Origin of the sequence: Enterococcus sp. AZ078 (genome assembly GCF_051714985.1) — a bacterium.
Classification (GTDB): Bacteria; Bacillota; Bacilli; order Lactobacillales; family Enterococcaceae; genus Enterococcus_B; species Enterococcus_B hirae.
The window spans coordinates 2,802,201-2,826,119 of sequence record NZ_JBIOSW010000001.1 but is presented as its reverse complement, the minus strand read 5'-3'; the positions used below and the strand labels follow the sequence as shown (position 1 = coordinate 2,826,119).

At 36.3% G+C, this 23,919-nt stretch carries 19 protein-coding genes; 15 read left to right on the top strand and 4 right to left on the bottom strand.

Annotated elements, in window-relative coordinates; translation table 11 throughout:
- Window positions 1-347: 347 nt before the first annotated feature.
- On the top strand, window positions 348-1,781 hold the full coding sequence (locus IGJ18_RS13165) for a 6-phospho-beta-glucosidase (protein WP_088762092.1): 1,434 nt from the start codon (window positions 348-350) through the stop codon (window positions 1,779-1,781).
- 122 nt (window positions 1,782-1,903) lie between these two features.
- Here IGJ18_RS13165 and IGJ18_RS13160 read toward each other — a convergent pair whose 3' ends face one another.
- A complete protein-coding gene (locus IGJ18_RS13160) occupies window positions 1,904-2,272 on the bottom strand; it encodes a hypothetical protein (RefSeq protein ID WP_438843419.1) in 369 nt (122 codons plus the stop codon).
- 232 nt (window positions 2,273-2,504) lie between these two features.
- Here IGJ18_RS13160 and IGJ18_RS13155 point away from each other — a divergent pair, with 232 nt between their 5' ends.
- The 11 genes from IGJ18_RS13155 (at window position 2,505) to essC (ending at window position 17,752) form a co-directional block, all read left to right on the top strand.
- Window positions 2,505-4,154, top strand: a complete 1,650-nt coding sequence (locus tag IGJ18_RS13155) for a MutS-related protein (protein WP_438843418.1) — start codon at window positions 2,505-2,507, stop codon at window positions 4,152-4,154.
- A gap of 300 nt (window positions 4,155-4,454) precedes the next feature.
- Complete coding sequence (locus tag IGJ18_RS13150) at window positions 4,455-5,390, top strand: ABC transporter ATP-binding protein (protein ID WP_010720660.1); 936 nt, start codon at window positions 4,455-4,457, stop codon at window positions 5,388-5,390.
- Window positions 5,383-6,153, top strand: coding sequence for an ABC transporter permease (locus tag IGJ18_RS13145; protein ID WP_010720659.1), 771 nt, complete (start codon window positions 5,383-5,385; stop codon window positions 6,151-6,153). Before IGJ18_RS13150 ends, IGJ18_RS13145 begins: the two co-directional genes overlap by 8 nt.
- 260 nt (window positions 6,154-6,413) lie before the next feature.
- Window positions 6,414-6,932 (top strand): GNAT family N-acetyltransferase, encoded by a 519-nt coding sequence (locus IGJ18_RS13140; protein WP_053765962.1) that lies wholly within the window; start codon window positions 6,414-6,416, stop codon window positions 6,930-6,932.
- Between the two features lie 116 nt (window positions 6,933-7,048).
- A complete protein-coding gene (locus IGJ18_RS13135; RefSeq protein WP_010720657.1) occupies window positions 7,049-8,011 on the top strand; it encodes a tRNA dihydrouridine synthase in 963 nt (320 codons plus the stop codon).
- 860 nt (window positions 8,012-8,871) lie between these two features.
- On the top strand, window positions 8,872-10,362 hold the full coding sequence (locus IGJ18_RS13130; protein WP_063627654.1) for a phytoene desaturase family protein: 1,491 nt from the start codon (window positions 8,872-8,874) through the stop codon (window positions 10,360-10,362).
- Complete coding sequence (locus IGJ18_RS13125) at window positions 10,349-11,218, top strand: phytoene/squalene synthase family protein (RefSeq protein ID WP_053765960.1); 870 nt, start codon at window positions 10,349-10,351, stop codon at window positions 11,216-11,218. The genes IGJ18_RS13130 and IGJ18_RS13125 overlap by 14 nt, the downstream gene beginning before the upstream one ends.
- A gap of 260 nt (window positions 11,219-11,478) precedes the next feature.
- The gene (locus IGJ18_RS13120; protein ID WP_010720654.1) at window positions 11,479-11,772 is read left to right on the top strand and encodes a WXG100 family type VII secretion target; all 294 of its coding nucleotides are present in this window, start codon (window positions 11,479-11,481) and stop codon (window positions 11,770-11,772) included.
- A 150-nt stretch (window positions 11,773-11,922) separates the two neighbouring features.
- Window positions 11,923-12,198, top strand: coding sequence for an EsaB/YukD family protein (locus IGJ18_RS13115; RefSeq protein WP_010720653.1), 276 nt, complete (start codon window positions 11,923-11,925; stop codon window positions 12,196-12,198).
- Complete coding sequence (gene essB, locus IGJ18_RS13110; RefSeq protein ID WP_438843417.1) at window positions 12,199-13,371, top strand: type VII secretion protein EssB; 1,173 nt, start codon at window positions 12,199-12,201, stop codon at window positions 13,369-13,371.
- Between the two features lie 70 nt (window positions 13,372-13,441).
- Window positions 13,442-17,752, top strand: coding sequence for a type VII secretion protein EssC (gene essC, locus IGJ18_RS13105; RefSeq protein ID WP_438843416.1), 4,311 nt, complete (start codon window positions 13,442-13,444; stop codon window positions 17,750-17,752).
- 348 nt (window positions 17,753-18,100) lie between these two features.
- On the opposite strand, the gene IGJ18_RS13100 is transcribed toward essC, so the two are convergent.
- Both IGJ18_RS13100 and IGJ18_RS13095 read right to left on the bottom strand, forming a co-directional pair.
- Entirely contained in the window at window positions 18,101-19,333 is a 1,233-nt protein-coding gene (locus tag IGJ18_RS13100) for an SWIM zinc finger family protein (RefSeq protein ID WP_034700067.1), read from the bottom strand.
- Window positions 19,334-19,489: 156 nt separating this feature from the next.
- Window positions 19,490-19,957 carry an Rrf2 family transcriptional regulator gene (locus tag IGJ18_RS13095; RefSeq protein WP_010737255.1) on the bottom strand — a complete coding sequence of 156 codons (468 nt, stop codon included), beginning with the start codon at window positions 19,955-19,957 and terminating at the stop codon, window positions 19,490-19,492.
- 127 nt (window positions 19,958-20,084) lie between these two features.
- On the opposite strand from IGJ18_RS13095, the gene IGJ18_RS13090 reads away from it, so the two are divergent.
- Together IGJ18_RS13090 and IGJ18_RS13085 are read left to right on the top strand one after the other, a co-directional pair.
- The gene (locus tag IGJ18_RS13090) at window positions 20,085-20,912 is read left to right on the top strand and encodes an SDR family oxidoreductase (RefSeq protein ID WP_438843415.1); all 828 of its coding nucleotides are present in this window, start codon (window positions 20,085-20,087) and stop codon (window positions 20,910-20,912) included.
- Window positions 20,913-21,357: 445 nt separating this feature from the next.
- On the top strand, window positions 21,358-21,798 hold the full coding sequence (locus tag IGJ18_RS13085; protein WP_010720646.1) for a DUF2798 domain-containing protein: 441 nt from the start codon (window positions 21,358-21,360) through the stop codon (window positions 21,796-21,798).
- 153 nt (window positions 21,799-21,951) lie between these two features.
- Here the strand turns inward: IGJ18_RS13085 and IGJ18_RS13080 are convergent, their stop codons facing one another.
- Complete coding sequence (locus tag IGJ18_RS13080) at window positions 21,952-22,467, bottom strand: PadR family transcriptional regulator (RefSeq protein ID WP_081128956.1); 516 nt, start codon at window positions 22,465-22,467, stop codon at window positions 21,952-21,954.
- 112 nt (window positions 22,468-22,579) lie between these two features.
- Here IGJ18_RS13080 and IGJ18_RS13075 point away from each other — a divergent pair, with 112 nt between their 5' ends.
- Window positions 22,580-23,794: an MFS transporter gene (locus IGJ18_RS13075; protein ID WP_034700062.1), complete on the top strand. Its 1,215-nt coding sequence runs from the start codon at window positions 22,580-22,582 to the stop codon at window positions 23,792-23,794.
- The last annotated feature ends 125 nt before the right edge of the window (window positions 23,795-23,919 follow it).

Below are 23,919 nucleotides of genomic sequence, written 5' to 3'. Positions count from 1 at the left end.
TTGATGTGGGGGACGACTTTTGTTACTTGGCAACCAACTGATTTTTTTTGGAAGTTTGTGATTCAGGGGGCACGTAAATTACTTTTATCAGACGTTCTACGGTATAATAAATGACGGACATGTTTCATTCATTTTCCTCTTACAACCGATTGAAAGCGTTTGTATTTTTGATTCAAGAAAGATACTTAGATGCTTGGAGTATACTTTCGTTGATATCATTGATTGGAAAACGATACCTGATGCGCTTGTCACTAAAGTTTTTCCTGACAAGTGTGCATTTGGTGGTGTTCTAACTTCGTTTACTAAAGCAATTGAAATAAATTTGAGATGAAAAAGGAGCGGATAGGATGGCTTTTCCAGAGAATTTTTTATGGGGCGGTGCATTAGCAGCCCATCAATTTGAAGGTGGTGTAATTGGAACATCAAAAGGACTTTCGGTGGCTGACGTGATGACAGCTGGCTCACATGGTGTACCTCGAGTGATCACGGATGGGGTTGTGGAAGGTAACTATTATCCCAACCATGTAGGGATTGATTTTTATCATCGCTATAAAGAAGATATTGCACTGTTTGCTGATCTTGGGTTCAAATGTTTTCGTACATCGATTGCTTGGTCACGTATCTTTCCAAATGGAGATGAGCTGGAACCTAATGAAGAAGGGCTTCAATTTTATGACGATGTCTTTGACGAGCTGTTGAAATATGGGATTGAACCAGTTATTACATTGTCCCATTTTGAAATGCCCTATCATATTGCCAAAGAATATGGTGGATTTATGAATCGTCAAACGATCGATTTCTTTCTTAAGTTTGCAGAAGTGGTATTTAAGCGCTATCAAAATAAGGTGAAATACTGGATGACATTCAATGAGATCAACAACCAAATGAACTATTCAAATGATATTTTTGGTTGGACAAACTCAGGGGTTCATTTTGGCGATTATGAAAATCCAGAGGAGGCGATGTACATTTGTGGCCATCATACGTTAGTTGCTTCTGCTAAGGCGGTTAAACTAGGAAAATCAATCAATCCTGATTTTGAGATTGGGAATATGATTGCGATGGTGCCTATTTATCCATTTTCTTCTCGACCAGCGGATCAAATCTTAGCGCAACAAATGATGCATGATCGTTGGTTCTTCTGTGATGTACAAGTTCGTGGACACTATCCAAATTATGCCCTTAAAATGTTTGAGCGTAAAGGGTACCAGATTGATATAACAGAAGCAGATCGACAAGCACTCGCTGAAGGTACAGTGGATTATATCGGTTTTTCATACTACATGAGTAATACGGTCGATTCACAAGTTCATCAAGATGTGTCAAATAATGTTAGTGGTGGAAGTACGTACTCCGTAACGAATCCTTTCATTAAGGAATCTGACTGGGGGTGGGCGATCGATCCAGAAGGTCTCCGTTATTCATTGAATGCTTTTTATGAGCGTTATGAACTCCCATTATTTATTGTTGAAAATGGGTTTGGTGCCATTGATGTTCTGGAGGCGGATCACACGATTCATGATCCTTACCGTATCGAATATTTACGTAGTCATATCCAAGAGATGGAAAAGGCGATCAATGAAGATGGTGTCGTGCTTTTGGGTTACACGCCGTGGGGTTGTATTGATTGCGTGTCATTTACAACAGGGGAGATGAAAAAGCGTTACGGTTTTATCTATGTTGATCGGAACAATGATGGTTCTGGTACGCTAGAACGGTATAAAAAAGACTCCTATGATTGGTATAAGCGGGTAACAACCTCTAATGGAACAGAGCTTTAGACGAGCAAACATGTAAATAGACCACAAAAAATCAGCTGGTTGTTTTCAAATCAGCTGATTTACTATTTATTTGTATTAAATTGAAAGAGAGTAAAAAGTTTATACAAGTTGACCAACCTTGTTTATAGAACCGTTTTTAGTTTTTCCCATAAGTGATCCAGATCCATTGTTCCGTACTCTGCTTTAGAAATAGCTATCACTGGTATCTGAGGGAATTTCTTTTCAATTTCTTCTTTGGCATAGGCAAACGTTGGGGTTAATAAAATAATATCTGCTTCCGAGGCGTGTTCGTCTATCTGACTTGCTTCATATATTTTAAGAGCCCAAGGTTGATTTTTTTCTCTTAAAAACTTCGCTAATTTCATTTCTAAGAACTGGGTTTGCAAACTACCATTGGTAGAAATAAAATTAAAAGACAGATCAAAAATGACAATAGTTTTCATTTTTTGTTCCGCATATTTTTGAGAATTGTTCATCGAAGTAGTAGCCATTTGTTTTCTTCCTTTCGTTTCACCTATTCGTTATCTCTAGTATACGACAATTATTTTGTAAGCGCTATTTTAAGTTGGTGGAAATAAGTGTGCTTTTTCTTTTAATTTCATTTCATATAGCTACATAGTGAATAAACAGCTATTTTATGTTGAACTTTCATTATTCAGCTCATAAAAGGGGTCAAACAATGCTATACTTTATCCAATGGAAAACAGAATAGGAGAAAAATGTATGGATCAAAAAACATTTATTGTGCTATTGATTTGTGGCGTGATCGTTTTGCTCATTGCTCTAGATTTCAATGCGCGTCGAAAATTAAAAGAAAGTGTCCATCAGAAATGGGGAAGAGTGCCTTATCAACCTCGATTTGATAAAGAAAAAAGTTTAAAGGAAGCGTGGCTCACAGAAAAAGAATTTCGTTCATGGTCAAGTGAAGTGGATGACTTGACGTGGTACGATTTGGATATGTTTGAAGTTTTTGAAGGCATCAATCTGACATACTCTAGTATTGGTTCAGAAGCTTTATATCAACGGCTGAGGAGCTTTAACTTTGGAAAAGATCAGCGATTAGAAAAGTTAATTGCTTTTTACCAAGAAAACCCTCAAACAAGAGAAAAAATCCAATATCAATTTGCACGACTAGGGAAAAAAGATGGTAATTTTACAAAGCAATATTTAGCGGATGGCCAAAGTAAACAGATCGGACATGTCGGCTTTTATACTTTTTTAGGTCTCTTACCGATCATTGGTTTAATTTTATTATTATTTGGACAAGTCTTAGGTATCTATCTAGCGATTGGTAGTTTGATTTTTAACACACTTTATTATCAAGTCAAGAAACAGACATTAGAAACTGAGATTAATAGTATGGGTTACCTAGTCTCAACGATCTCAACAGCGAATCAAGTAGTAAAGATTGCTACACCGGTTCAAGATGAATTACGGCAAAATGTTAAACCGTTAAAAGATATTCCTAAATTTGGTTTTTCTTTTCGAGTTAAGAGTGGGTCGGAAGCAGAAATTTTATTTGATTATGTCAATATGATGTTCATGTTGCCGTTTATTTCTTATCACTTTGTTATTAGCAGGTTAGAGAAAAAAACGAAAGAAGCAATGAAGGTTTGGGAATTATTGGGAGAAATGGAAGTAGCGGCTGCGGTTCTCAACTATCGTACTTACATGCCCATTACCTGTCAGCCAGAATTTACGGACAATGGCGTAGAGGCAGAAGATCTCTATCATCCTCTCTTGAAGGAAGCGGTAGTGAACCCAGTAGATTGGCACCAGAACATTTTAGTGACGGGCTCGAATGCTTCAGGTAAATCTACTTATGTGAAAAGTATTGCGATCAATTGTATCTTAGCACAGACGATCCAAACAGCCCTCGCAGAAAAGTTTACCTTGCAGCACGGTCACGTACTGACTTCTATGGCGATCGAAGATGACTTGTTTGCAGGAGATAGTTATTTTGTTTCAGAAATCAAATCGATTAAACGTCTACTAGATCAAGTGGAAAAAGGAGAAAGATGTTATTGTTTTGTGGATGAGATTTTAAAGGGAACCAATACGATCGAACGGATTGCTTCTTCTGCAGCAGTAGTAAGATGGTTGGCAGATTATCCTTCACTAGCTTTTGTGGCGACTCACGATATTGAATTGACTGAGATATTGAAAAATGAATGTGAGAATGTCCATTTTGAGGAACAGGTCACAGCAGAAAAAGGAATCAGTTTTGATTTTAAATTAAAGCAAGGTCCAGCAAAAACCAGAAATGCGATTGCATTATTGAAAGTCTTAAATTATCCGGAAAAACTAGTTGCGGATGCAAAAGAAGCAGCAACATTTTTTGATCAACATCGAAAATGGGAGATTTTTGACTAAAACGTACGGACTTAATATGTCAGGCTTGAATGGTTTGTCGCAAACTCATTTATATCAAAAAAGGAAGAAAGCGTGCCTTTTCCTGATGGAGAAATCATGCTTTCTTCCTTTTTGGACATGGATAAAAGGATTCGATTTATTTTAGTAGAACAACTGATCGAAAGAAGATGAATGATTGATTTTATATTGGATGCTCGAATACATAAAATTCTATTTTATTTTGAAAACTTTATTCATTTTCTTTCAATCATTCCATGTTACAATAGAGAATCAGATGGAAAAAAGGAGATCGTTAAAAAAATGACACAGGCTCTTGAAATAAAGAATTTAAAAAAAGTATACGCAACGGGAGTTGAAGCGTTGCGAGGGATTGATTTAACGGTGGAAGAGGGCGATTTTTATGCCTTGCTTGGTCCTAATGGTGCGGGGAAATCTACGACAATTGGGATCATCACTTCACTTGTGAATAAAACTTCTGGTGAAGTAAAAGTGTTTGGTTATGACTTGGATACTGATTTGGTTCGTGCCAAACAACAAATCGGATTAGTACCGCAAGAATTCAATTTTAATCCTTTTGAAACAGTTCAACAGATCGTGGTGAATCAAGCAGGATATTATGGTGTTTCACGTCAAGAAGCAATCAAGCGTAGTGAAAAATACCTTAAACAATCCAATCTCTGGGAAAAAAGAAATGTTCGTGCGCGCATGCTTTCTGGTGGGATGAAACGGCGACTGATGATTGCTAGAGCATTGATGCATGAACCGAAACTATTGATTTTAGATGAACCTACTGCAGGTGTAGATATTGAACTAAGACGTGAAATGTGGGAGTTCTTGCGAGAATTAAATGAACAAGGTACCACGATTATTCTAACGACTCATTATTTGGAAGAAGCCGAAATGTTGTGTCGGAATATCGGGATTATCCAATCAGGTGAATTGATTGAAAATACAAGTATGAAATCATTACTTTCTAAATTACAATTTGAAACGTTTATTTTTGACTTAGCACCGTATGAACAAGCGCCAGTTCTACAAGGGTACACTAGTACGTTTGAAGATGAGCGGACCCTTGCTGTTGAAGTAGAACGGGATCAAGGGGTCAACGGAATCTTTGATCAATTAAGTGAACAAGGGATAAAAGTGCTTTCGATGAGAAATAAATCGAATCGCTTAGAAGAATTATTCTTGAAAATCACGGAAGAAAATGGTCATGTGGAGGAAAAAAATGTTTAGTCTTTATTTTACAGCTTTAAAAAGTTTAGCCATCAAGGAAACCAATCGCTACTTGCGGATTTGGGTCCAAACACTGGTTCCACCAGTGATTACCACCTCACTTTATTTTGTGATCTTTGGGAAAATGATTGGCGGACGTATTGGTGATATGGGTGGATTTTCCTACATGGAATTTATTGTTCCAGGGTTGATCATGATGTCCGTTATCACTAGTTCTTATTCCAATGTTTCGTCCTCATTTTTTTCTCAAAAATTCCAGAAAAATATTGAAGAAATTTTAGTTGCGCCCGTTCCCACACATGTGATTATTTGGGGATTTGTGATTGGTGGACTGGGACGTAGTATCTTGGTCGGGGCGTTGGTAACAATGATTTCGCTATTCTTCGTTCCGCTAAATGTCTTCTCTTGGGGCATCGTGATTGTTACTTTGCTGATGACCTCGATTTTATTTTCACTAGCGGGTTTGATCAATGGGATTTTCGCACAGTCGTATGATGATGTGTCGATCGTGCCGACCTTTGTCCTTCAGCCATTGACATACCTCGGTGGTGTCTTTTATTCGATCTCTATGTTGCCACCAATCTGGCAGGCAATTTCTAAAGTTAATCCGATCGTTTACATGATTTCAGGATTTCGTTATGGGTTCCTTGGAACGACAGATGTACCCATCATGGTTTCGATCACGATTCTTGTGTTATTTAGTTTAGTGCTTTATTCACTATGCTGGTATTTAATCAATAAAGGTAGAGGGTTAAGAAGCTAGAGTTTGTGGAATGATCAAAAAAACTTATTCGGTTTTCTACAGAAACGGATTGATTTGATCAAATTTTTGGTAATAGACAAGAAATAGTTGAGTCTAGGATAGATGCTTATCCTAGACTTTTTTTGTTCGATTAAAGGACTTCCTCATACAAATTTAGACGATCTACTCTTAAATTAACTAAATATAATATGTTAAAATGATAACTAAACTTTAGTTTTTAGTGTTTTATCTAGTATAGAAAAATAAAAAGGGGATATGGAATGACAATTGAATTTCGCGAAACGACGTTAACTGATGTACCAGCCGTCATGAAAATCATTAATGAAGCAAAACGGTTATTAGCTTCCGCTGATAGTCCGCAATGGCAAAATGGTTATCCAAATGAAGAAACGATCAGGCAAGATATCGAAAAAACATGGTCTTATGTTTTGGTAGTCGATGGAATCATTGCTGGAACATTAGCCTTACAAAAAACACCTGATAAAAATTATCAAGAAATCTTTGAAGGAAGTTGGGAAAAAGCTGATGCGCCCTATACAACAATCCATCGCATTGCACTAGCTGATGCATTTCGCGGACAAAAGCTGGCTTACCGACTCGTTGAGTATGCAGAAGCAGAAACAAAGGCCTTAGGAATGGCACAAGTAAGAGTTGATACGCACAAAAAGAATACTAGTATGCAACGTATCATGGCTCATTGTGGGTTTGAGTTACGTGGTATCGTCTATGTTGACGATGAGATAGACAATGAACGATTGGCGTATCAAAAATTGCTTTAGTAAAGGAAGCAGTGGTTTTGCTTCTTTTGTTGATTCCTAGTATAATGACTCTGTTTTTTAGAATAGTGAACGAAGAGTATTACATGGCGAAACTACAATGAAATGGAGAGTTATCAGTGAAAGAAAATTTTTGGGCAGAATTACCGAAGCCCTTTTTTATATTAGCACCAATGGAGGATGTCACAGATGTGGTGTTTCGACATGTTGTGCAGGCGGCAGGAGCGCCCGATGTGTTTTTTACAGAATTTACAAATTCCGATAGTTTCTGCCATCCTGATGGTAAAGAAAGTGTCAGAGGTCGCTTGACATTTACCGAAGATGAACAGCCGATGGTTGCTCATATCTGGGGTGATAAACCAGAATTTTTTAGACAAATGAGTATCGAACTAGCAGAAATGGGTTTTAAAGGGATCGATTTGAATATGGGATGTCCGGTTCCTAACGTTGCTGAACGTGGGAAAGGGAGTGGCTTGATTCTTCGTCCGGAAGTTGCAGCGGAACTGATCGAAGCAGCGAAAGCAGGAGGATTACCTGTAAGCGTCAAGACAAGAATCGGCTATACAGAACAAGAAGAGTTGGAAGGTTGGTTGAGTCATTTATTGAAACAAGATATCGCCAATCTTTCTGTTCATTTACGTACGAGAAAAGAAATGAGTAAAGTAGATGCTCATTGGGAGTTGATCCCTCAAATCGTAGCATTAAGAGATCAGCTTGCGCCACAAACGTTGCTTACGATCAATGGCGACATTCCTGATCGGCAAACGGGCTTGGAATTAGTTGAAAAATATGGTGTAGACGGGATTATGATCGGTCGTGGGATCTTTAAAAATCCTTTTGCTTTTGAAAAAGAACCAAGGGAACATTCAGCAACTGAATTGATTGATCTTTTACGTCTGCAATTAGATCTCCAAGACCAATATGCCAAAGAAATCCCCCGTTCAATGACTGGGCTACATCGTTTCTTTAAAATCTATGTCAAAGGATTTCCGGGCGCAAGTGACTTACGTGTTCAATTAATGAATACTAAATCGACCGACGAAGTCAGAGCGCTTTTAAATGCTTTTTCTAATCAAGAGTAACCGATGAAAATTTCAAGAATACTGTATTCTGTTTGTATTTTTGAATCTTATAAAAGAAATCAGAGTAGATAAAACGCCGAATGATCCGAATGAATTTTCGTGATCATTGGGCTTTTTTTTGTAAAAGTAGTTATTTAATGAGAAAATTGAATGGCAAATGAGACAAAACTTGTCACAGTCTCTTCTAGTATCTCTAAAAACGGATAAACGGCGTTCAAGAAGCAACTCCTCAACAATAAGAGAGGATTTTCTAAAATATGAGGAGCTATTTTAAAAAATCCTCTCTTATTCGCTCGGAGCTAAACGCTTCTTTCACAGCCTCTTGCTAAACGGTGTTCAAACATCAGCTCCTTGAAATAAGCCTGAATTTTTCAAAACATGAGGAGCTGTTTCAAAAAATTCTTTCTTATTGTCATCAGAGCTACCCGATGTTTTCACGACCTCTGATTCACGGTGTTCAAAGAGCTGACCTTCGGCGATAAGTCAAAAAATCTCAAAACATGGGAAGCTGTTTCGAGATTTCCATCCTTAATGCTCCTGCGATTACTCGTCGCAGTTTTTACTTGGTGAGCGCTCAGGTCAAAACACTCTTTTCACGACCTCTTGTTCACGGTGAGACAAAAGTAGCATCTTCGGAAAATTTGCTGAAATTTACCAAAAATTTGAGAAGCACCAAGTAGGTAACAATCAACATCAAAAACGAGTTTTTGTGTTTCTTGTCAATTTTCGGAAATCCCTTCTTATTTCTTGATGCTAAACACTTTTGTCTCAACCTCTTTGAGCATATTAGTTTATCACTTGATAAATTTTGCGTTATCATTAAATTTATCAAGTGATAAAAAAGGTAAGTAGGTGATCCCATGAAAAAAATTATTGTCATTGGGGCGGGAGTAGCTGGATTAAGTGCCGCAGTTCGGTTGCAAAAGCTAGGATATGAAGTCACACTGTACGAAAAAGATCGTCAAGTTGGCGGGAAAATGAATCAAATCAAAACGGCAGGATTTACCTTTGATTTAGGGCCAACGATTGTGATGATGCCAGAAATTTATCGGGAAGTATTTGAATTTTGTGGGAAAGACCCCGATGACTACATTCCAATGAAAAAAGTTGATCCAATGTTAAAACTGTATTTCAACAAAGAGGAACCAATCGAGTTTTCCAATGATTTAATTGAATTGACAAAGACGTTGGAAAACATTTCGCCAGAAGATACACAAGGTTATTTCGCATTTTTAGCAGATATCTATCAGCGATATACGATTGCAAAAGAAGCCTTTATCACGAAATCATTTCGTGGTTTTTGGGATTTTTATAATCCTAAATCATTATGGGCAGGGATCCGCTTGCGGACATTCAGCGATGCGTATACGTCTATTTCTAAATTCGTGAAGGATGACCGTTTGCGTAAATCATTGGCTTTTCAAACACTTTATATCGGGGTATCGCCTTATCAAGGACCCTCTTTATATACGATTATTCCAATGATCGAATTATTTTATGGTGTTTATTTTATTGAAGGTGGAATGTATACGTTAGCGACTTCATTGGCTCGATTGTTTGAAGAATTAGGTGGAAAGATCGTTTACGAAACATCAGTAGATGAAATCCTAATTGACAATAAGATTGCTAAAGGGATCCGAATCGGGAAAGAACAAGTGATGGCTGATGCTATTGTATGTGGCGCTGATTTTCCTTATGCGATGAAGGAATTAATTCCTGATGAAAGAAAACGGGGAAAGTATACAAATAAAAAAATCGCTAAATTTGAATATTCATGTTCTTGTTTTTTGATGTATCTTGGCTTAGACAAGAAATACCCAGAGGAACACTTGCATAGTATTTATTTTGCAGAAGACTTTAAACAAAATGTTGATGATCTCTTTGAACGAGGAAAGTTACCAGATGATCCATCTTTTTATTTGTACCGACCGTCATTGATGGATGATTCGCTTGCACCTGAGGGTCAGGAAGGCTTATATGTCTTAGTACCAGTGCCAGAATTGTCAAAATATGAGAAGTGGACGGAACAAACGATGCAAGCCTATCGCCAAAAAATCATCCGATTGCTCAAAGAAAAGACGATTTTTAAGGATATCGATGAGCATATCGTATCCGAAACATTGATCACGCCCAAAGATTTTTCTGAACGTTTCAATGCTTATAATGGAGCGACTTTTGGCTTAAAACCGACATTGAAACAAAGTAATTATTACCGCCCGCATAACAAATTTTCTGCAGCAGAAAATTTATATTTTTGTGGGAGTAGTACCCATCCTGGCGCAGGGGTACCAATTGTTATGCAAAGCGCAAAATTAGCGGTAGAGGAGCTGTTGAGAGATGATAACCATTAACAATGATCCTTTTCAAGAATACCAAAAAGATTTTGCCTATTGTGAATCAATCATCAAGAAAAATTCAAAATCGTTTTACCTGGCTTTCTCACAGTTGCCTAAACGAAAAGCTCAAAGTGTCTATGCCGTGTATGCGTTTTGCCGACGTGCAGATGATTTGATTGATCGCGACAACAATCAAGCGGGATTGAGACAGTTAGAACGGCAATTGCTAGATTTTAATGAGGGAAAGGTTCCCAACGATCCAGTCTGGCGTGCGCTATCAGTGGTCTTTGACAATTTCCCCATGGTAACCGCTCCTTTTTTTGATATGCTGACTGGTCAACGAAAAGATGCTGATTTTAAGCAACCAGAAACAAGAAAAGATCTTGAAGAATATTGTTATTACGTTGCAGGTAGTGTAGGTTTGATGTTGCTTCCGCTTTTAACTGAGCGCCCAGCTGACATCGTTGTACCAGCTAAAAAATTAGGAGAAGCGATGCAGTTAACGAATATTTTACGAGATGTTGGAGAAGATTATCAAATGGGGCGAATCTACCTGACAAAAGAAGACATGACTAGATTTGGGGTAGCAACTACCATGTTAAAAGAAAAGCAAGCCCAAACACAATTAGTCGCTTTATGGGAGTCACTGGCTCAGCAGGCTGAAAACTTATATGAAGAATCTTTTGAAATGTTTCCTCTTATTACAGAAGATTGTCGTCAAGCACTTGCCAGTGCTGCGTTTATTTATCGTGAGCAATTAAATATCGTGAGAAAACAGCATTATTCTTTATTTGATAATAAGAATAAAGTCAGTCATTATCGAAAAGTACAGCTTTTAAAAGAGGTCAAAAGTTATCTCAAAAGCTATTGAACCGTCTGATTATTAAAGAACCGAATATAAATTCAATATTGTTGTTTTCAAACGATCATTAGTTGAAAAAATTGAAAGCAATGAGCCCGAGACCAAAAAGGTTGTCGGGCTTTTTATCACTGTTTTGTTACATAGGTCTTTCTATGCGAGAAAAATTTTCAGATAAAAATAAAGATTTAGCGGAATATTTTAGAACTTGTCGTATATTATTCATGACCAAGGTAATAGTTTTACCAACTAAATGCTAGGAGGATGGAAGAATGGGACCAATTGCAGTTACGCCTGATCAATTAAAATCACAAGCGAAGATCTATCAGCAATCAGCGCTCCAAATACAAGAGGCTATCCGAAAAGTAAATACGATGAACCAGCAAATTGCTCATAATTGGAAAGGACAAGCTTTTCAAGCATATCTTGATCAGTATCACCAGTTAGAAGGTAGCGTTAAACAAATGACACAATTATTTGAAAGTATTTATGAGCAACTCAACAACTATGCGAATACCGTTTCAGAACGGGATCGTCAAGATGCTCGGAATTTTGGGTTGCTATAGCGTTTATCAGTAAAAACCAATCTTCGTTTGACTTGTACCCATTAAAGCAGCAAATGTCAGTTGTTTTTTAGCTATTTTCATTTGGTTTTTGTTTTGATTCCTTGACTTTTAATGTAAAAAATAAGCCATACATGAAAAAGGGGTAACTCAATGAAGCAGGGAATAGTCATTGATATTTGTTTGCAAATCGAACAGCAAACGATCGACTTGCAAATACCTAGGGAAATAACCATTAGGCGCTTAAAGGAATTATTTGTGAACGCACTTCAGGTTTCTTCGATCGTGCTACCGGCTGCGTTCGATTTAGAAGTGACAAATAAATCAATACGATTGAATGAAGAATTTCTGTTATCAGATTATCCAATTAGTCATGGTGACCAACTGTTAATCAAGCCACGTATCCTTAATGGTGGTGACAACAAGTAATTGAAGAGCGAAAAGGATGTATTTGAAAAAGAAGGTATTAAAATAACCGATGAACGAGTGGAAATTCAGCTACAAGCGAATCAATATGCGCTGGATCAGATCGAACAATATACATTTTTTTTAAAACCTAAAAGAAATTTACTGGCAGGTGACGTTAGCCATTTATCTACAGAAAAATTAATCATTCAATACAAAAAAACAAATCAAATGAAGTGTTTCTCACAGGTTTTGATTAAATTAGATTTTTACCAACGATTATTGCTTGCCCAAAAAGTCAATCAATTGTGTGATTTTATGAATGGACCGATCCAACCATTGTTTCATCCCGATAATTTGTTTCTGTTTGGAGAAGAGATTTTTCTTGCACATCGAGGGTTTATGCAAGTTATCGCTCCATATACGGTCACTGAAAATGATTTTCTGAAGCAATATCGGGCACTGGTGTTGGCTATCTTATATCCTAATTTGAGTTATGAGAGTTTAAATGGAGGAAGTGAAGGATTAACAGATGACTTGTCGAAATTGCTCCATGGAGCAAAAAATGTAACAGAAATCAATCAGATTATTAGCGACCAAATCGAAACACAAAAGGAGATTCGAGCGACAGAATTACGTGTGGTCAGTAGGAAAAATTACTTTATTTTTAAATGGGGTAGCCTTTTATTCAGCTTGTCAACCATCCTTTTTGCTTTATTAACAGGAAATTATGCGTTTTATCAATTACCACAGATAGAACGGAGCATGGATGCACAAGCAAAATATATAGCCAAGGATTATGCAGGTGTTTTAACGGCTTTAGCAGATGTATCCCCCAGTTTGTTTTCTCAAAGTATCAAATATATAGTGGCTGTTAGTGTCATTCAATTAGATCATTTAACTTCATTAGAAAAAACAGCTATTTTAAATCAATTATCTCAAGAGTCAAGTGAGAATCGTTTGCTTTATTGGATTTACATTGACAGAAATAATCTCCAACAGGCATTGGATATCGCTCAAAACATTGGAGATGAGCAGTATCTTTTGCATATCTATACTAAGTTATATCTGACAGTAAAAATGAACGATCAAATGAGTGGTGAAAAAAAGCAAAAATTACTAAAAAACTATCAAGAAAAAATTAGTCAATATAGCAAAAAGCCAGGAGAGAATAAATCTGAAAATCCCACAAAATAAGACACTATGCACCGAGAATCAGATGAATATCAGTCTTTCCATCCTTTTTGATCTCTTTTATTTTGGGGAGATGTTTATTCATGAAGTATTTACTCAAAATGATAAAGAGCTGGTGATCGCCGGCAAAAAAATCTGTTATATCAAACAGCATATAAATTTTTCAGACTCTTCGATCAAAGATGATCCGAGGTTTCTGATATTAAAGCATGAAACATTGCAGAGAAAGTGGATCGATCCACCGAAGCAATTGATTGATATTTCATGTGCAACGACCTCTGCTTTGATGATTGAATCAGATGCAATGATTGCGATAGATTATCAGGATAATAACTATCAATTGAGTATATATCCTAGTAAAGCACCCGTTTATTATAACCAGCAACTTGTAACAAAAGGTGTATTTACTTTCCAAGTAGGTGATCAGATCGTAGTGGATCAGTGGATTATCGAAAGGCGGGAAAAGCAGTGGCAGATCATCGGTTTAGGTCAAGCGATCCAATTAAATCCATGGGTACTTTCTGAAGTCCCTTATATACCTGAATATCCTAAGCACTTCCCCTTTTTTAGAAGAAGCCCTAGAATCTATCTGGAAGAGCCAAAAGTACAAGTGGAGGTTCGATTACCGAGACACGAAGCAGCTCAGGAGAAACAATCCTTTTTTAAATTGGTTCTCCCGTCTTTAGGTATATTTATCTTAAGCGGAATGTTTCTATTTTTTAGCAATCGAAACCTGCTTCTGATACTAGGTATGTATGGACTTAATTTATTGACGTCCAGTATCTCTACTATCAATTATTTATTAAACAAAAAGAAAATAAAACGAAAAAAAAGTGAACAAAAAATAACTATCCAACAATATAGAATCAAAAAAGCTTTTGAATTAAACAGGTTACAGCAAAGACAAAAAGAAGTTTTACAGTACATGTATCCTTCTAATAATCAATTAGCACGAATGACAAAGGAATGTCATCCAAGAATCTATGAACGTCGACCAAAGGATAAAGATTTTTTAACCGTTCGCTTAGGAATAGGCGAACGTCCATCCAGTTTTAAAATTGTTAGTTCTCATTTGGATGAGGATCAATGGAACGATGAAGTTCTATCCGATTTTATTCGTCCTTATCAAAAATTAAAGAACGCACCTATTGCGATTTCGTTTGCAACTCAGTCAGTGGGGCTTGTCGGTCCATCGAATGTTTTGCAGGAAGCTCTTCAATCTTTACTATTTCAAATTTCTGTCTTGCACTCTTACCAAGAGGTTGAGTTTATCACTCTTCTTCAAGAAAAAGAATATGAAAAAACATGGAAAAATTGGCGTTGGTTACCACATCATACGTTGCGATCCTTTCCACTTAAACAAAGAGGGCTCCTATTCAATTTAAAAAATCGAGAGTTGGTTTTGAGTGCATTTTATAAGATCCTTTCTAAAAGGAAGCAGCAACTACAACATGCTGATTATCAGAAGATAGCTTTTAAACCAACTTATGTTTTTTCAATTATCACAGAAGAAGGCTTGTGGGAGCATGAAATCAGTGAGTTTTTAACGGAAGAATTAAATCGGTATGGTGTCGTAGTTATTTGGGCGAAGGAATCTATCGATCAGTTGCCTGAAACTGTAACGACGTTAATAGCGTATCAAAGTCAAGATATTGCTATGTTGATCAATCATAAAGAACAACACATTAATCAACCATTTACACCTAATCGTTTACCAACTAGTTATCCACTTGAACAAGCAATTTTTCGCTTAGCTAACTTATTCCATGAAGAAATTGAAAATCAAAATCTGCCAGAAAAAATCAATTTATTAGAGCAATATCAAGTTCAGACTGTTGAGGAGTTAATGATTTCTAAGCGCTGGTTGAACGCAGAGCCAAGTAAGACATTGCGTTCATTGATCGGCTGGCAGAGAAAAAATCAGGGGATCTACTGGGATCTCCATGAACAGGCACATGGACCTCATGCTTTAATTGGTGGCACGACTGGTTCAGGGAAGTCAGAATTTCTGATTACTTATTTAGTGGGATTAGCCATCAATTTTTCTCCTGAAGATGTAGGGATTCTAGTGATTGATTGGAAAGGTGGCGGCCTCGCACAAACAGTAAGTAAGTTGCCACATTTTATGGGTGCGATCACTAATTTAGACCGAGTTGGTACGTCCCGTGCATTGATCAGTATCAAAGCGGAGCTGGAAAAGCGACAAAGGTTACTTGCGACCTATGAAGTAAACAACATCAATGAGTATATGCAGTTATACAAACAACGAAAACAAAGGAACGTTTCTGCGTACCCTGATCAGCCGCTGCCTCATCTTTTTCTAGTATCCGATGAGTTTGCCGAATTAAAAGTCAATGTGCCAGAATTTTTGGAGGAGCTGACTTCAGTAGCGCGGATTGGTCGTTCACTTGGCGTCCATTTAATTTTAGCTACCCAAAAACCAGCCGGAGTAGTCAACGACCAAATCGAGGCGAATAGTAAAAGTAAAGTGGCATTGAAAATGGCAAGTGTTCAAGACTCAAAGGAACTTTTACAAACAACAGATGCAGCTTATGTGTCAAGACCAGGGAGGGGTTATCTTAAGGTAGGAGAAAATGACGTCTATGAATTGTTCCAAAGTGGTTATACAAAAGCACCCTACGCACCAAACCAATCTCTTGAAGATGAACGGATCGTTGTTGTGAATGAATTTGGTCAAAAGGAGGTCCTCTTTGCTCCTACAGAAAAAGATTCGAGGAAAGCAGCGGGCAGTATAGTTACGCAATATGAGGCAGTCAGAAGGTTGATTGTACAAACTTTTCAACAATCAACATTCAGCCAACCATCACAACCTTGGTTACCAGAATTACCAACGTGGTTAGTAATGCCTGTCTTTAAAGGAAATGAACGGAATACATTAAAGGTTCCCATAGGCTTGTTAGATGTACCTCATGAGCAAAAGCAAAGTCATTATTACTATGATTGCGAGAAAAGTAGTCATACCGTTGTATTCGCTAGTTCTGGATATGGAAAATCTACGTTATTACAAACAATTGTTTTAAGTCTTGCAAGACAAAATACTCCAAATCAAGTATGGTTTCATCTAGTTGATTTTGGTACTAATGGCCTTTTACCGTTGAAGAAGTTGCCACATGTCGTTGACATCGTCACTTTAGAAGAAGAAAAAAGACAAAAAATGTTTGTGAGAATCAATCGATCATTGGCGGAGAGAAAACAACTGTTTAAAGAAAAGGGTGCCACAAATCTCTACCAATACCAAGAAAAAACGAGCATCCAATTACCGATCATTTTTATTATATTAGATAGCTACGAGAGTTTGGGGATAGAGGATAAACGAAAAGATTCCATCGATGAAACAATCGTGCATTTACTAAGAGATGGTGCAAGTTTAGGGATTTATCTTATTCTATCTGCAAATCGTGTCGGGAGTATTCGCCTAAATATGATGAGTCAATTTGCAACAAAGCTGTTTATGTATTTACATGATGAAAGTGAAATCAAACAAGTGCTGGGAAGAGAAGCGATTGTTGCGTTGCCTATTAAAGGAAGAGGGCAAGTGATGCTTGACCGACCAACGATATTACAATTTTATTTACCCACTAATGGTCAAAATGAATCAGAAATATTCGAAAAAATGGCAGAAGAAATAACAAATATAGATCAAGAATGGGTAGGAAAACGTCCTGAAAAAATCCTGATGGTGCCCGAACGGTTAACGACAAAAATTTTCAGTCAGTTTGTGCGCAATAAAGAAAAAGACTTGGTGTATCTAGGTTTGAATAAGCAAACAGTTGAGGTGGAATCATTTGCATTTTTTCTTGGAAAGCAGCTAGGTTTATTTTTTACTTCCAATGTACAATTGCAGAGGATGTTTTCATGGTGGTTGTCACAAATGATAGATGTGGAAGAAAATGTTATTTTAATCGATGTTTCTGGAACATTGGAGCAAATAAAAAACGAAGTGACTTCGTATTTTAGCTTGCATGATGTCGCAAAACGAAGTGAGAAATTTACTCATTTCTGGGATGAACTGTGGTTCACGCCAAAAACGAGAAAAATCGTGGTTCTTAATGGACTGGCTGATTTCGTGGAAGAAATGGGGTTATTCTCGGGAGAAGTGGGCAAGTTATTAAATAGAGGAAATTCGTGTTTTCAATTCATTTTTATTGATCTGTTAGCGAAAACTGGCAATTTTTATGGTGGAATGACTCAAATAGTAAAAGAAAATGTTTCTCAGATCCTTTTTGATGGGAGTCTCCAAACTCAAGGATTTGTTGATGATTTTACATTTACAAGAGAAAATAACCCAAATAATAAAAATAGTTTTTACAGTTTAAAGGATGGAAAGTTGGAAATCATAGTAGTTCCTGTCGAAGAAGAGTGAGGGTAAAAATGATAACGCACTAAAAATAATGTACCCGAACAAGAGGGAACGGGCGCAAGGGTTAGCTCCAACAACAGAAGGAAGAATTTTTTGTAATAGCTTCTCAAGTGTTCGAAAATTCATGCGATTTCGAGGAATTAATTCTGGAATGTCTATTTGGTAAGAAGGTATGCTCACCATTTATTCATTTTTACACCTAAAAGAGTCTGGGAAGTCCTTTTTTGTTCCAGACTCTTAACGGTAATTTTTTTTGAAAACTTCTTCTTATTATTGAAGTTTAAAGAATTTTTTTCTGTCTTTGGCAAAAAACTCAGGATCACTCGTAAATAACGTTGGCATAATAAATAGTTACATTTTTTTTTCGAGTAATTTTAATTCTTGGATCATTGCTTTTTTTCGCGGGTATTTTTCTTTTAATTCTTTGATCAACAATTGAACTGAGATCATGCTGTTTGGTAAAGTAGCCATTTCTTCAATATATCTCACCAGTTTATGATAATGATTCCGAGTAGTCATAGTGTGGGCTATTTTCCGCAATTCATATTCATATTTCTGTAATAGTGCTTCGGGAGTCTGTTTTTTTAAAATATTGAAATAACGATTAGCTTCTTTGATTCCAGAGGTCTCTAACACACGATTCAATAATAGATCATAGCATTTTTCCTGTGAATAAAGTAAGCCAATGTCTTGATGATTATGTAATTCTTGGAACAAACGGTTTCGCAACGATATCCATTCGTCTTTTGAACAAGTTTTTTTCAATTGGTGAACTAGATTCATATCTAATGCATCATTCTCAATCAATAACTTAAAAACTTGATTTATGTATGCTTCTTTTTTTCCTAATTTATAATAGAGTTTTTTTAGAGAATAACGATGAAGTTGAACGAGATCAGGAGATTGACGATCCAAAAGCAGACTCTCCTGTAATACTTTTTCTGCTTCTTTGTATATTCTATTTTTAAGTAAGTAATTAACATATTGTGTCCTGATAGTAGGGGAGTGCCAGTTTTCTTGGATAGTATGTTGAATTTTTTGCTTGGAATAGTTTAAGTACTCCATTTGTTTAACAGATAAAATTTGTTTCTTTTTTTTCAATCCTCTTTTTTTGTCTGCGGGTTCTTTCTTCAACGAGGAAGCAGATTGTTTCTCATAGTATGCTTGATATTTATTGATATCAAAAGAAGCATCTGAATAAATATATTGTTGAAAACGTTTTGCTAAGTGGTCATTTTCCTTTAAAATCATCTTTAAAAAAGGACGGATTTGTGAATCTTCCGCGTAGGAAACCAAATATGCGCTGTTATTTGCATCTTTCTTTTGTAAGTATTTATTGTATTCGAATAAAACGGCTACTAAATGGGGACAATGATCGTTCGATAAGCAGGGGCAGCTACAAACCATTTTTTCTAAATAAAAGTGGTCAACGAGGTCAATGATTGCATGATAGTTTTCATTACTAGTAATGTTGGCAGTAATCTGTTTTTGCTTAACCTTAAAGTTTTTTACCTGTTCCCCAATAAAATAGGAGTATCCTAAATCTATTGTAGTTTCTAAAAAATATTCTTTCCAGTTGTTCACCTAATCTCCTCCTTTATATTAATTCTTACTTAATAAGTTTAACGGATAAATGAATGAAAAACAGTATTTTTTTGTTGATACGTAAGTTATTTAATTTTAATATAAATGGCTATTTTTAAGTATATTTTTTATAGTAAAATAATTACCAATTGTTGTTTAAAGAAATTTTTTTATTCTTTCGTGATTGTGAGGGCGTTTTTCAATTTCTAATACAGCAATTTTGTGTAGCAAAGAGTCTAACGTGATATGTGACATTTCTTCCTCTACTTTTGCTTGGAGTTGGGTATAGCTTGCCGTCAATGTTTCTTGAATATTCGCACCAACGATACAATTTGGGTTTGTTTTCGGATCCACTTGAATGAGATTAGTATTTCCTTCAATACTTTTATAAATATCTAAAAGTGAAATTTTTTCAGGAGAACGAGCTAAAGAAGGTGCAGCTTTTCCGACTTGCGTAATAATCAAATTCGCTTTTTTTAGTCGGCTCATGATTTTACGGACATTAGCTGCACTGGTTTCAATACTTTTCGCAATCATCTCACTAGATAACATATCGCTATCTTGAAAAATTGCTATGTAGGCTAAGATGTGGATCGCATCGCTCAATTGTAAAGAATATTTCATACTATCCCATTCCTTTCGACGTTTATTCTTGACTTATTTTAACATACTCTTTAAGATAATGGTGTAACTTAAAAATGTACAGGTTTTATTTAAAAAATTTATCAATGTGAAAAAAGGAGTGGTTAGAATGAATTATCTCATTACTGGAGCAACTGGTGGTTTTGGTAACTATGCTATGGAGTACTTAAAACAGCTCGTTCCTCAGGAAAATATCTATGTGTTGGCGCGGAATGAAGAAAAGGGTTGGAATGTCCGTTTCGGAGATTATGCTGATTATTCTTCTATGAAAAATGCCTTACAGGGAATTGATCGCTTGTTGTTTGTGTCTGGTGCACCTGGTAATCGGCAAGCTGAGCATGAAAATGTTGTGAAGGCCGCAAAAGCAACTGGTGTTTCTTACATTGCTTATACTAGTTTTGCTGATGCCGATCACTCGACCAGTATTCTAGCGCCAGATCATCAGTTTACAGAGAAAGTAATTGCTGATTCTGGAATCGCACATACTTTTTTACGTAATAATTGGTACTTAGAAAATGAATGGCCACTCATTGAACTTGCCTTAAAGAATGGGCGCTTTATTTATTCAGCAGGTGAAGGTAAAACTGGCTGGGCATTAAAACGAGAATATGCCGAAGTTGCAGCAAAAGCACTAGCGAACTTGAACTTTCCAGAAGTTCTTGAATTATCGGGTCAACCGATTACGTATAAAGAACTAGCTAAAGAATTAAAAGAAGTGACAGGCAAACCTATTGATATCGTGGCTACCAATGACCATGAGTTCATCAAAAATTTAGAGGAGGCTGGTTATCCTGAATCTGCTGCACAAATGTTTGCAGCTATTCAAAAAGATATCAAGAATAATCAACTCGATGTTTCCTCAAAAGATTTTGAACAAGCTTTGGGACATCCACTTGTCTCTTTAAAAGATGGACTAGAAGAATTGTTGAATCAATAGTTGTAAAAAGCGGTTGAGACAACGTTATTAATTTTATGAAACAAGGGTAAATTCTCGCAAGTGACAAGAAGTATAAAAATAAGGTTTTTACGGTTGACACTTACCTGCTTACTGTTTCTTATTGAGTTTATTGCTGAAAATTTAGTCAGTGAAAACCGTGAACAAAAGGTCGTGAAGCATCGTTTAGCTCTGATAACCATAAGAAAGATTTTTTGGAACCAGTTTTTTGGTTTTGAAAAATTCGGACTTATTTCAAAGAGTAGCTGGTTGAACACTGTTTATTCGTTTTCACACCTATTTAAAGAGTCTGGGATCAGGCTCTTTTTTTTGCATTTAAGTGATAAGTAGAAGATTGACTTTTTTGAATGTAATAAAAAAAACACTTACGAGAAAATGAGAAATATGCTACGATACTTTTCGTGACAAATTTAAAGGAGTGGTATAGTTGCCTACAAACAAAAAAGAAGGAATTATTTTTACATCACTAATGTGTTTTCTCATGGTCTTAGGAATGAGTGTGTATAATCTCTGGCTTCATGGGGATTTATATTTTTCAAATCTATTGATTGGTTTAGTTCCAGGATTCATCGTGGCGTTTATTCTAGATGTCTTTATTGTTGGTGTGATTGCGAAAAAAATAGCTTTCAAGTTGCCAGTAAATTCAGAAAGTAAATTTCAAATGATCGTAACGATTTCTTGTCTGATGGTCCTAGGAATGGTTACCTGTATGTCGTTGTTTGGTGTTGTGATTGAGCAGGGAATACCTGACCAATTACTTTCAGCGTACCTTACCGCATGGAAAATGAATGTGATTGTTGCATTGCCTTTGCAATTACTAATCGTAGGTCCCATCTCTCGATTGGTATTAAGCACGATCCAAAACTAAAAAGATCTTTTAGATTATAAAAAAAGAGGATGCGACTTGTATAGCATCAAGAGATAAAAGGACTTGCCTAAAATTGCGTACACGCTTATTAGGAAGTTTCGTTTATTTTTTGAATGAGCTACTTCAGTCACATGCTCTTTTTTTTAAGAACAATTAATCAAAAAATGTTTGCATCATTTCACGAACCTGTGTACACCATTGTAGTTCTTGCTGACAAAGTAAAATTCTTCGTTGAATAACGACATAACGTCCAAATTCTTCTTTTTTATTTACTGAAAGATCTGCTAGTTTTGCTTGGTTTTTTTGCATGATTTTGTTTAATTGTTGTTCTCTTGTAAATAAAAGACCCGTCGCTGTTGTTTTATCTAAGGTAGAAAAAGCGTACAGTTTGGCTAAAAATTCATCTTTTTGAGTAGGAGCAGGGGTCTCTTCTTTGATCCATTCTTCTACGATCGCTTTTCCTTCATTGGTAAGGGTATAAATTTTTTTCTGCGAATGTTCTTCGATTTCCATGACAGAAATATAACCTTTCTGGTCTAATTTAGCCAGTGTCGTGTAAATCTGACTGTGGTGAGCTTCCCAGAAAATGGTGATTAATTGTTTTAGTTCATAACCGGAACGAGGTTTAGACAAAAGAACGCATAATAAGATATAGGCTAAAGTATTCATACGATACCTCCTGACTGATTTTCTCTTATTATAGCATATTTTTTATTTTTGTTTTTACATGTGCATATTGACATGTAAAATAAATCATGTATGATGCTAGATAGAGAAAGGAATGGGGAATTTGGAGAATCAAATAGAAATCAAAGAAGAACTAACAGAGAAAGGACAGGAACAAAGTAAAGGAAAGAATTCAGCGTTAGTAGTCGCTGCAACTTGTATGTTTGCGTTTATGGGAGTTGGCTTAGTAGATCCCATTTTAAAAACGATTGCTGCTCAATTAGATGCAACACCTGCCCAAACGACATTATTATTTACGAGCTACATGTTGGTAACGGGAGTAGTGATGTTGTTTACAGGTTTTTTATCGAGTCGAATTGGTTTGAAAAAAACATTGATGGCAGGTTTGGTCATTATTGTTGTATTTGCTGGCTTAGGTGGATTATCCAATGATATTGGTACATTGATCGGATTGCGTGCTGGTTGGGGTGTAGGGAATGCTTTATTTGTTTCAACAGCACTTGCGACTATTGTAAGTATTTTAGTGGGTAACACTGAAAAAGCTATTATGATGTATGAAGCAGCACTAGGCTGTGGGATGGCTGTTGGACCATTAGTTGGTGGTATACTAGGAAGTGGCTCGTGGCGTTATCCTTTTTATGGGGTAGCTACGTTGATGTTTATTGGCTTTTTAGCATTGGCGATTCTTCTTCCAGAGGCAGGAAAACCACAAAGAAAGGTTGGTTTTTGGGAAGGGGTCAAGGCGTTAAGTAATCACAAATTGCGTTCCGTTGGTCTGATTGCCTTATTATATAATTTTGGTTTCTTTACGTTACTTGCCTATGCACCATTCTTATTAGTGGGGTATAGTGAGTTAGAGGTCGGTTTTGTTTTCTTTGGTTGGGGCGTTTTATTAGCAATTGCTTCGATTTTTGTCGCACCAGTACTAGAACAAAAATTCACTACTTACCGAACGATTTTAGCAGCGTTTGTTTTCTTTATTATTTGTTTGGCGTTACTAGGTGCCGGTTCAACTATCCAAATTTTAGTGCCAATCAGCATTGTACTTTCAGGTTTTTTCCAAGGGATCATCAATACATTATTGACAACGATTGCTATGGAGATACCAGGTTTACCAAGAAATGTGGCTTCTTCAAGTTATAGCTTTGTTCGTTTCTTTGGTGGGGCATTAGCGCCATTTATTGCAGGGATCATTGGCGAAAAACTAGGTGAAAGTTATGCTTTTTATTTTGCTGCGATCATTGTCGTAATTAGTGTCTTTTGTATTATTCATCATCAAAATTATTTTGTAACAGATGAAGATCAATAAAAATGAGGTTTTGAAAGAAAGAATAAAAACCGAAAAAAATAGTTAATGATGAATCAATAAAACCTTGAATTTCACATACTGTGTTTCAAGGTTTTTTTTTGTTATTTGTGACGTTCGATCTACAG

What these genes read in the sequence shown, in the direction of transcription:
- IGJ18_RS13165 (WP_088762092.1), top strand. Translation starts at nt 348, where the DNA reads ATGGCTTTTCCAGAGAATTTTTTATGGGGCGGTGCATTAGCAGCCCAT.
- IGJ18_RS13160 (WP_438843419.1), bottom strand. Translation starts at nt 2,272, where the DNA reads ATGGCTACTACTTCGATGAACAATTCTCAAAAATATGCGGAACAAAAA.
- IGJ18_RS13155 (WP_438843418.1), top strand. Translation starts at nt 2,505, where the DNA reads ATGGATCAAAAAACATTTATTGTGCTATTGATTTGTGGCGTGATCGTT.
- IGJ18_RS13150 (WP_010720660.1), top strand. Translation starts at nt 4,455, where the DNA reads ATGACACAGGCTCTTGAAATAAAGAATTTAAAAAAAGTATACGCAACG.
- IGJ18_RS13145 (WP_010720659.1), top strand. Translation starts at nt 5,383, where the DNA reads ATGTTTAGTCTTTATTTTACAGCTTTAAAAAGTTTAGCCATCAAGGAA.
- IGJ18_RS13140 (WP_053765962.1), top strand. Translation starts at nt 6,414, where the DNA reads ATGACAATTGAATTTCGCGAAACGACGTTAACTGATGTACCAGCCGTC.
- IGJ18_RS13130 (WP_063627654.1), top strand. Translation starts at nt 8,872, where the DNA reads ATGAAAAAAATTATTGTCATTGGGGCGGGAGTAGCTGGATTAAGTGCC.
- IGJ18_RS13125 (WP_053765960.1), top strand. Translation starts at nt 10,349, where the DNA reads ATGATAACCATTAACAATGATCCTTTTCAAGAATACCAAAAAGATTTT.
- IGJ18_RS13120 (WP_010720654.1), top strand. Translation starts at nt 11,479, where the DNA reads ATGGGACCAATTGCAGTTACGCCTGATCAATTAAAATCACAAGCGAAG.
- IGJ18_RS13115 (WP_010720653.1), top strand. Translation starts at nt 11,923, where the DNA reads ATGAAGCAGGGAATAGTCATTGATATTTGTTTGCAAATCGAACAGCAA.
- essC (WP_438843416.1), top strand. Translation starts at nt 13,442, where the DNA reads ATGTTTATTCATGAAGTATTTACTCAAAATGATAAAGAGCTGGTGATC.
- IGJ18_RS13095 (WP_010737255.1), bottom strand. Translation starts at nt 19,957, where the DNA reads ATGAAATATTCTTTACAATTGAGCGATGCGATCCACATCTTAGCCTAC.
- IGJ18_RS13090 (WP_438843415.1), top strand. Translation starts at nt 20,085, where the DNA reads ATGAATTATCTCATTACTGGAGCAACTGGTGGTTTTGGTAACTATGCT.
- IGJ18_RS13080 (WP_081128956.1), bottom strand. Translation starts at nt 22,467, where the DNA reads ATGAATACTTTAGCCTATATCTTATTATGCGTTCTTTTGTCTAAACCT.
- IGJ18_RS13075 (WP_034700062.1), top strand. Translation starts at nt 22,580, where the DNA reads ATGGGGAATTTGGAGAATCAAATAGAAATCAAAGAAGAACTAACAGAG.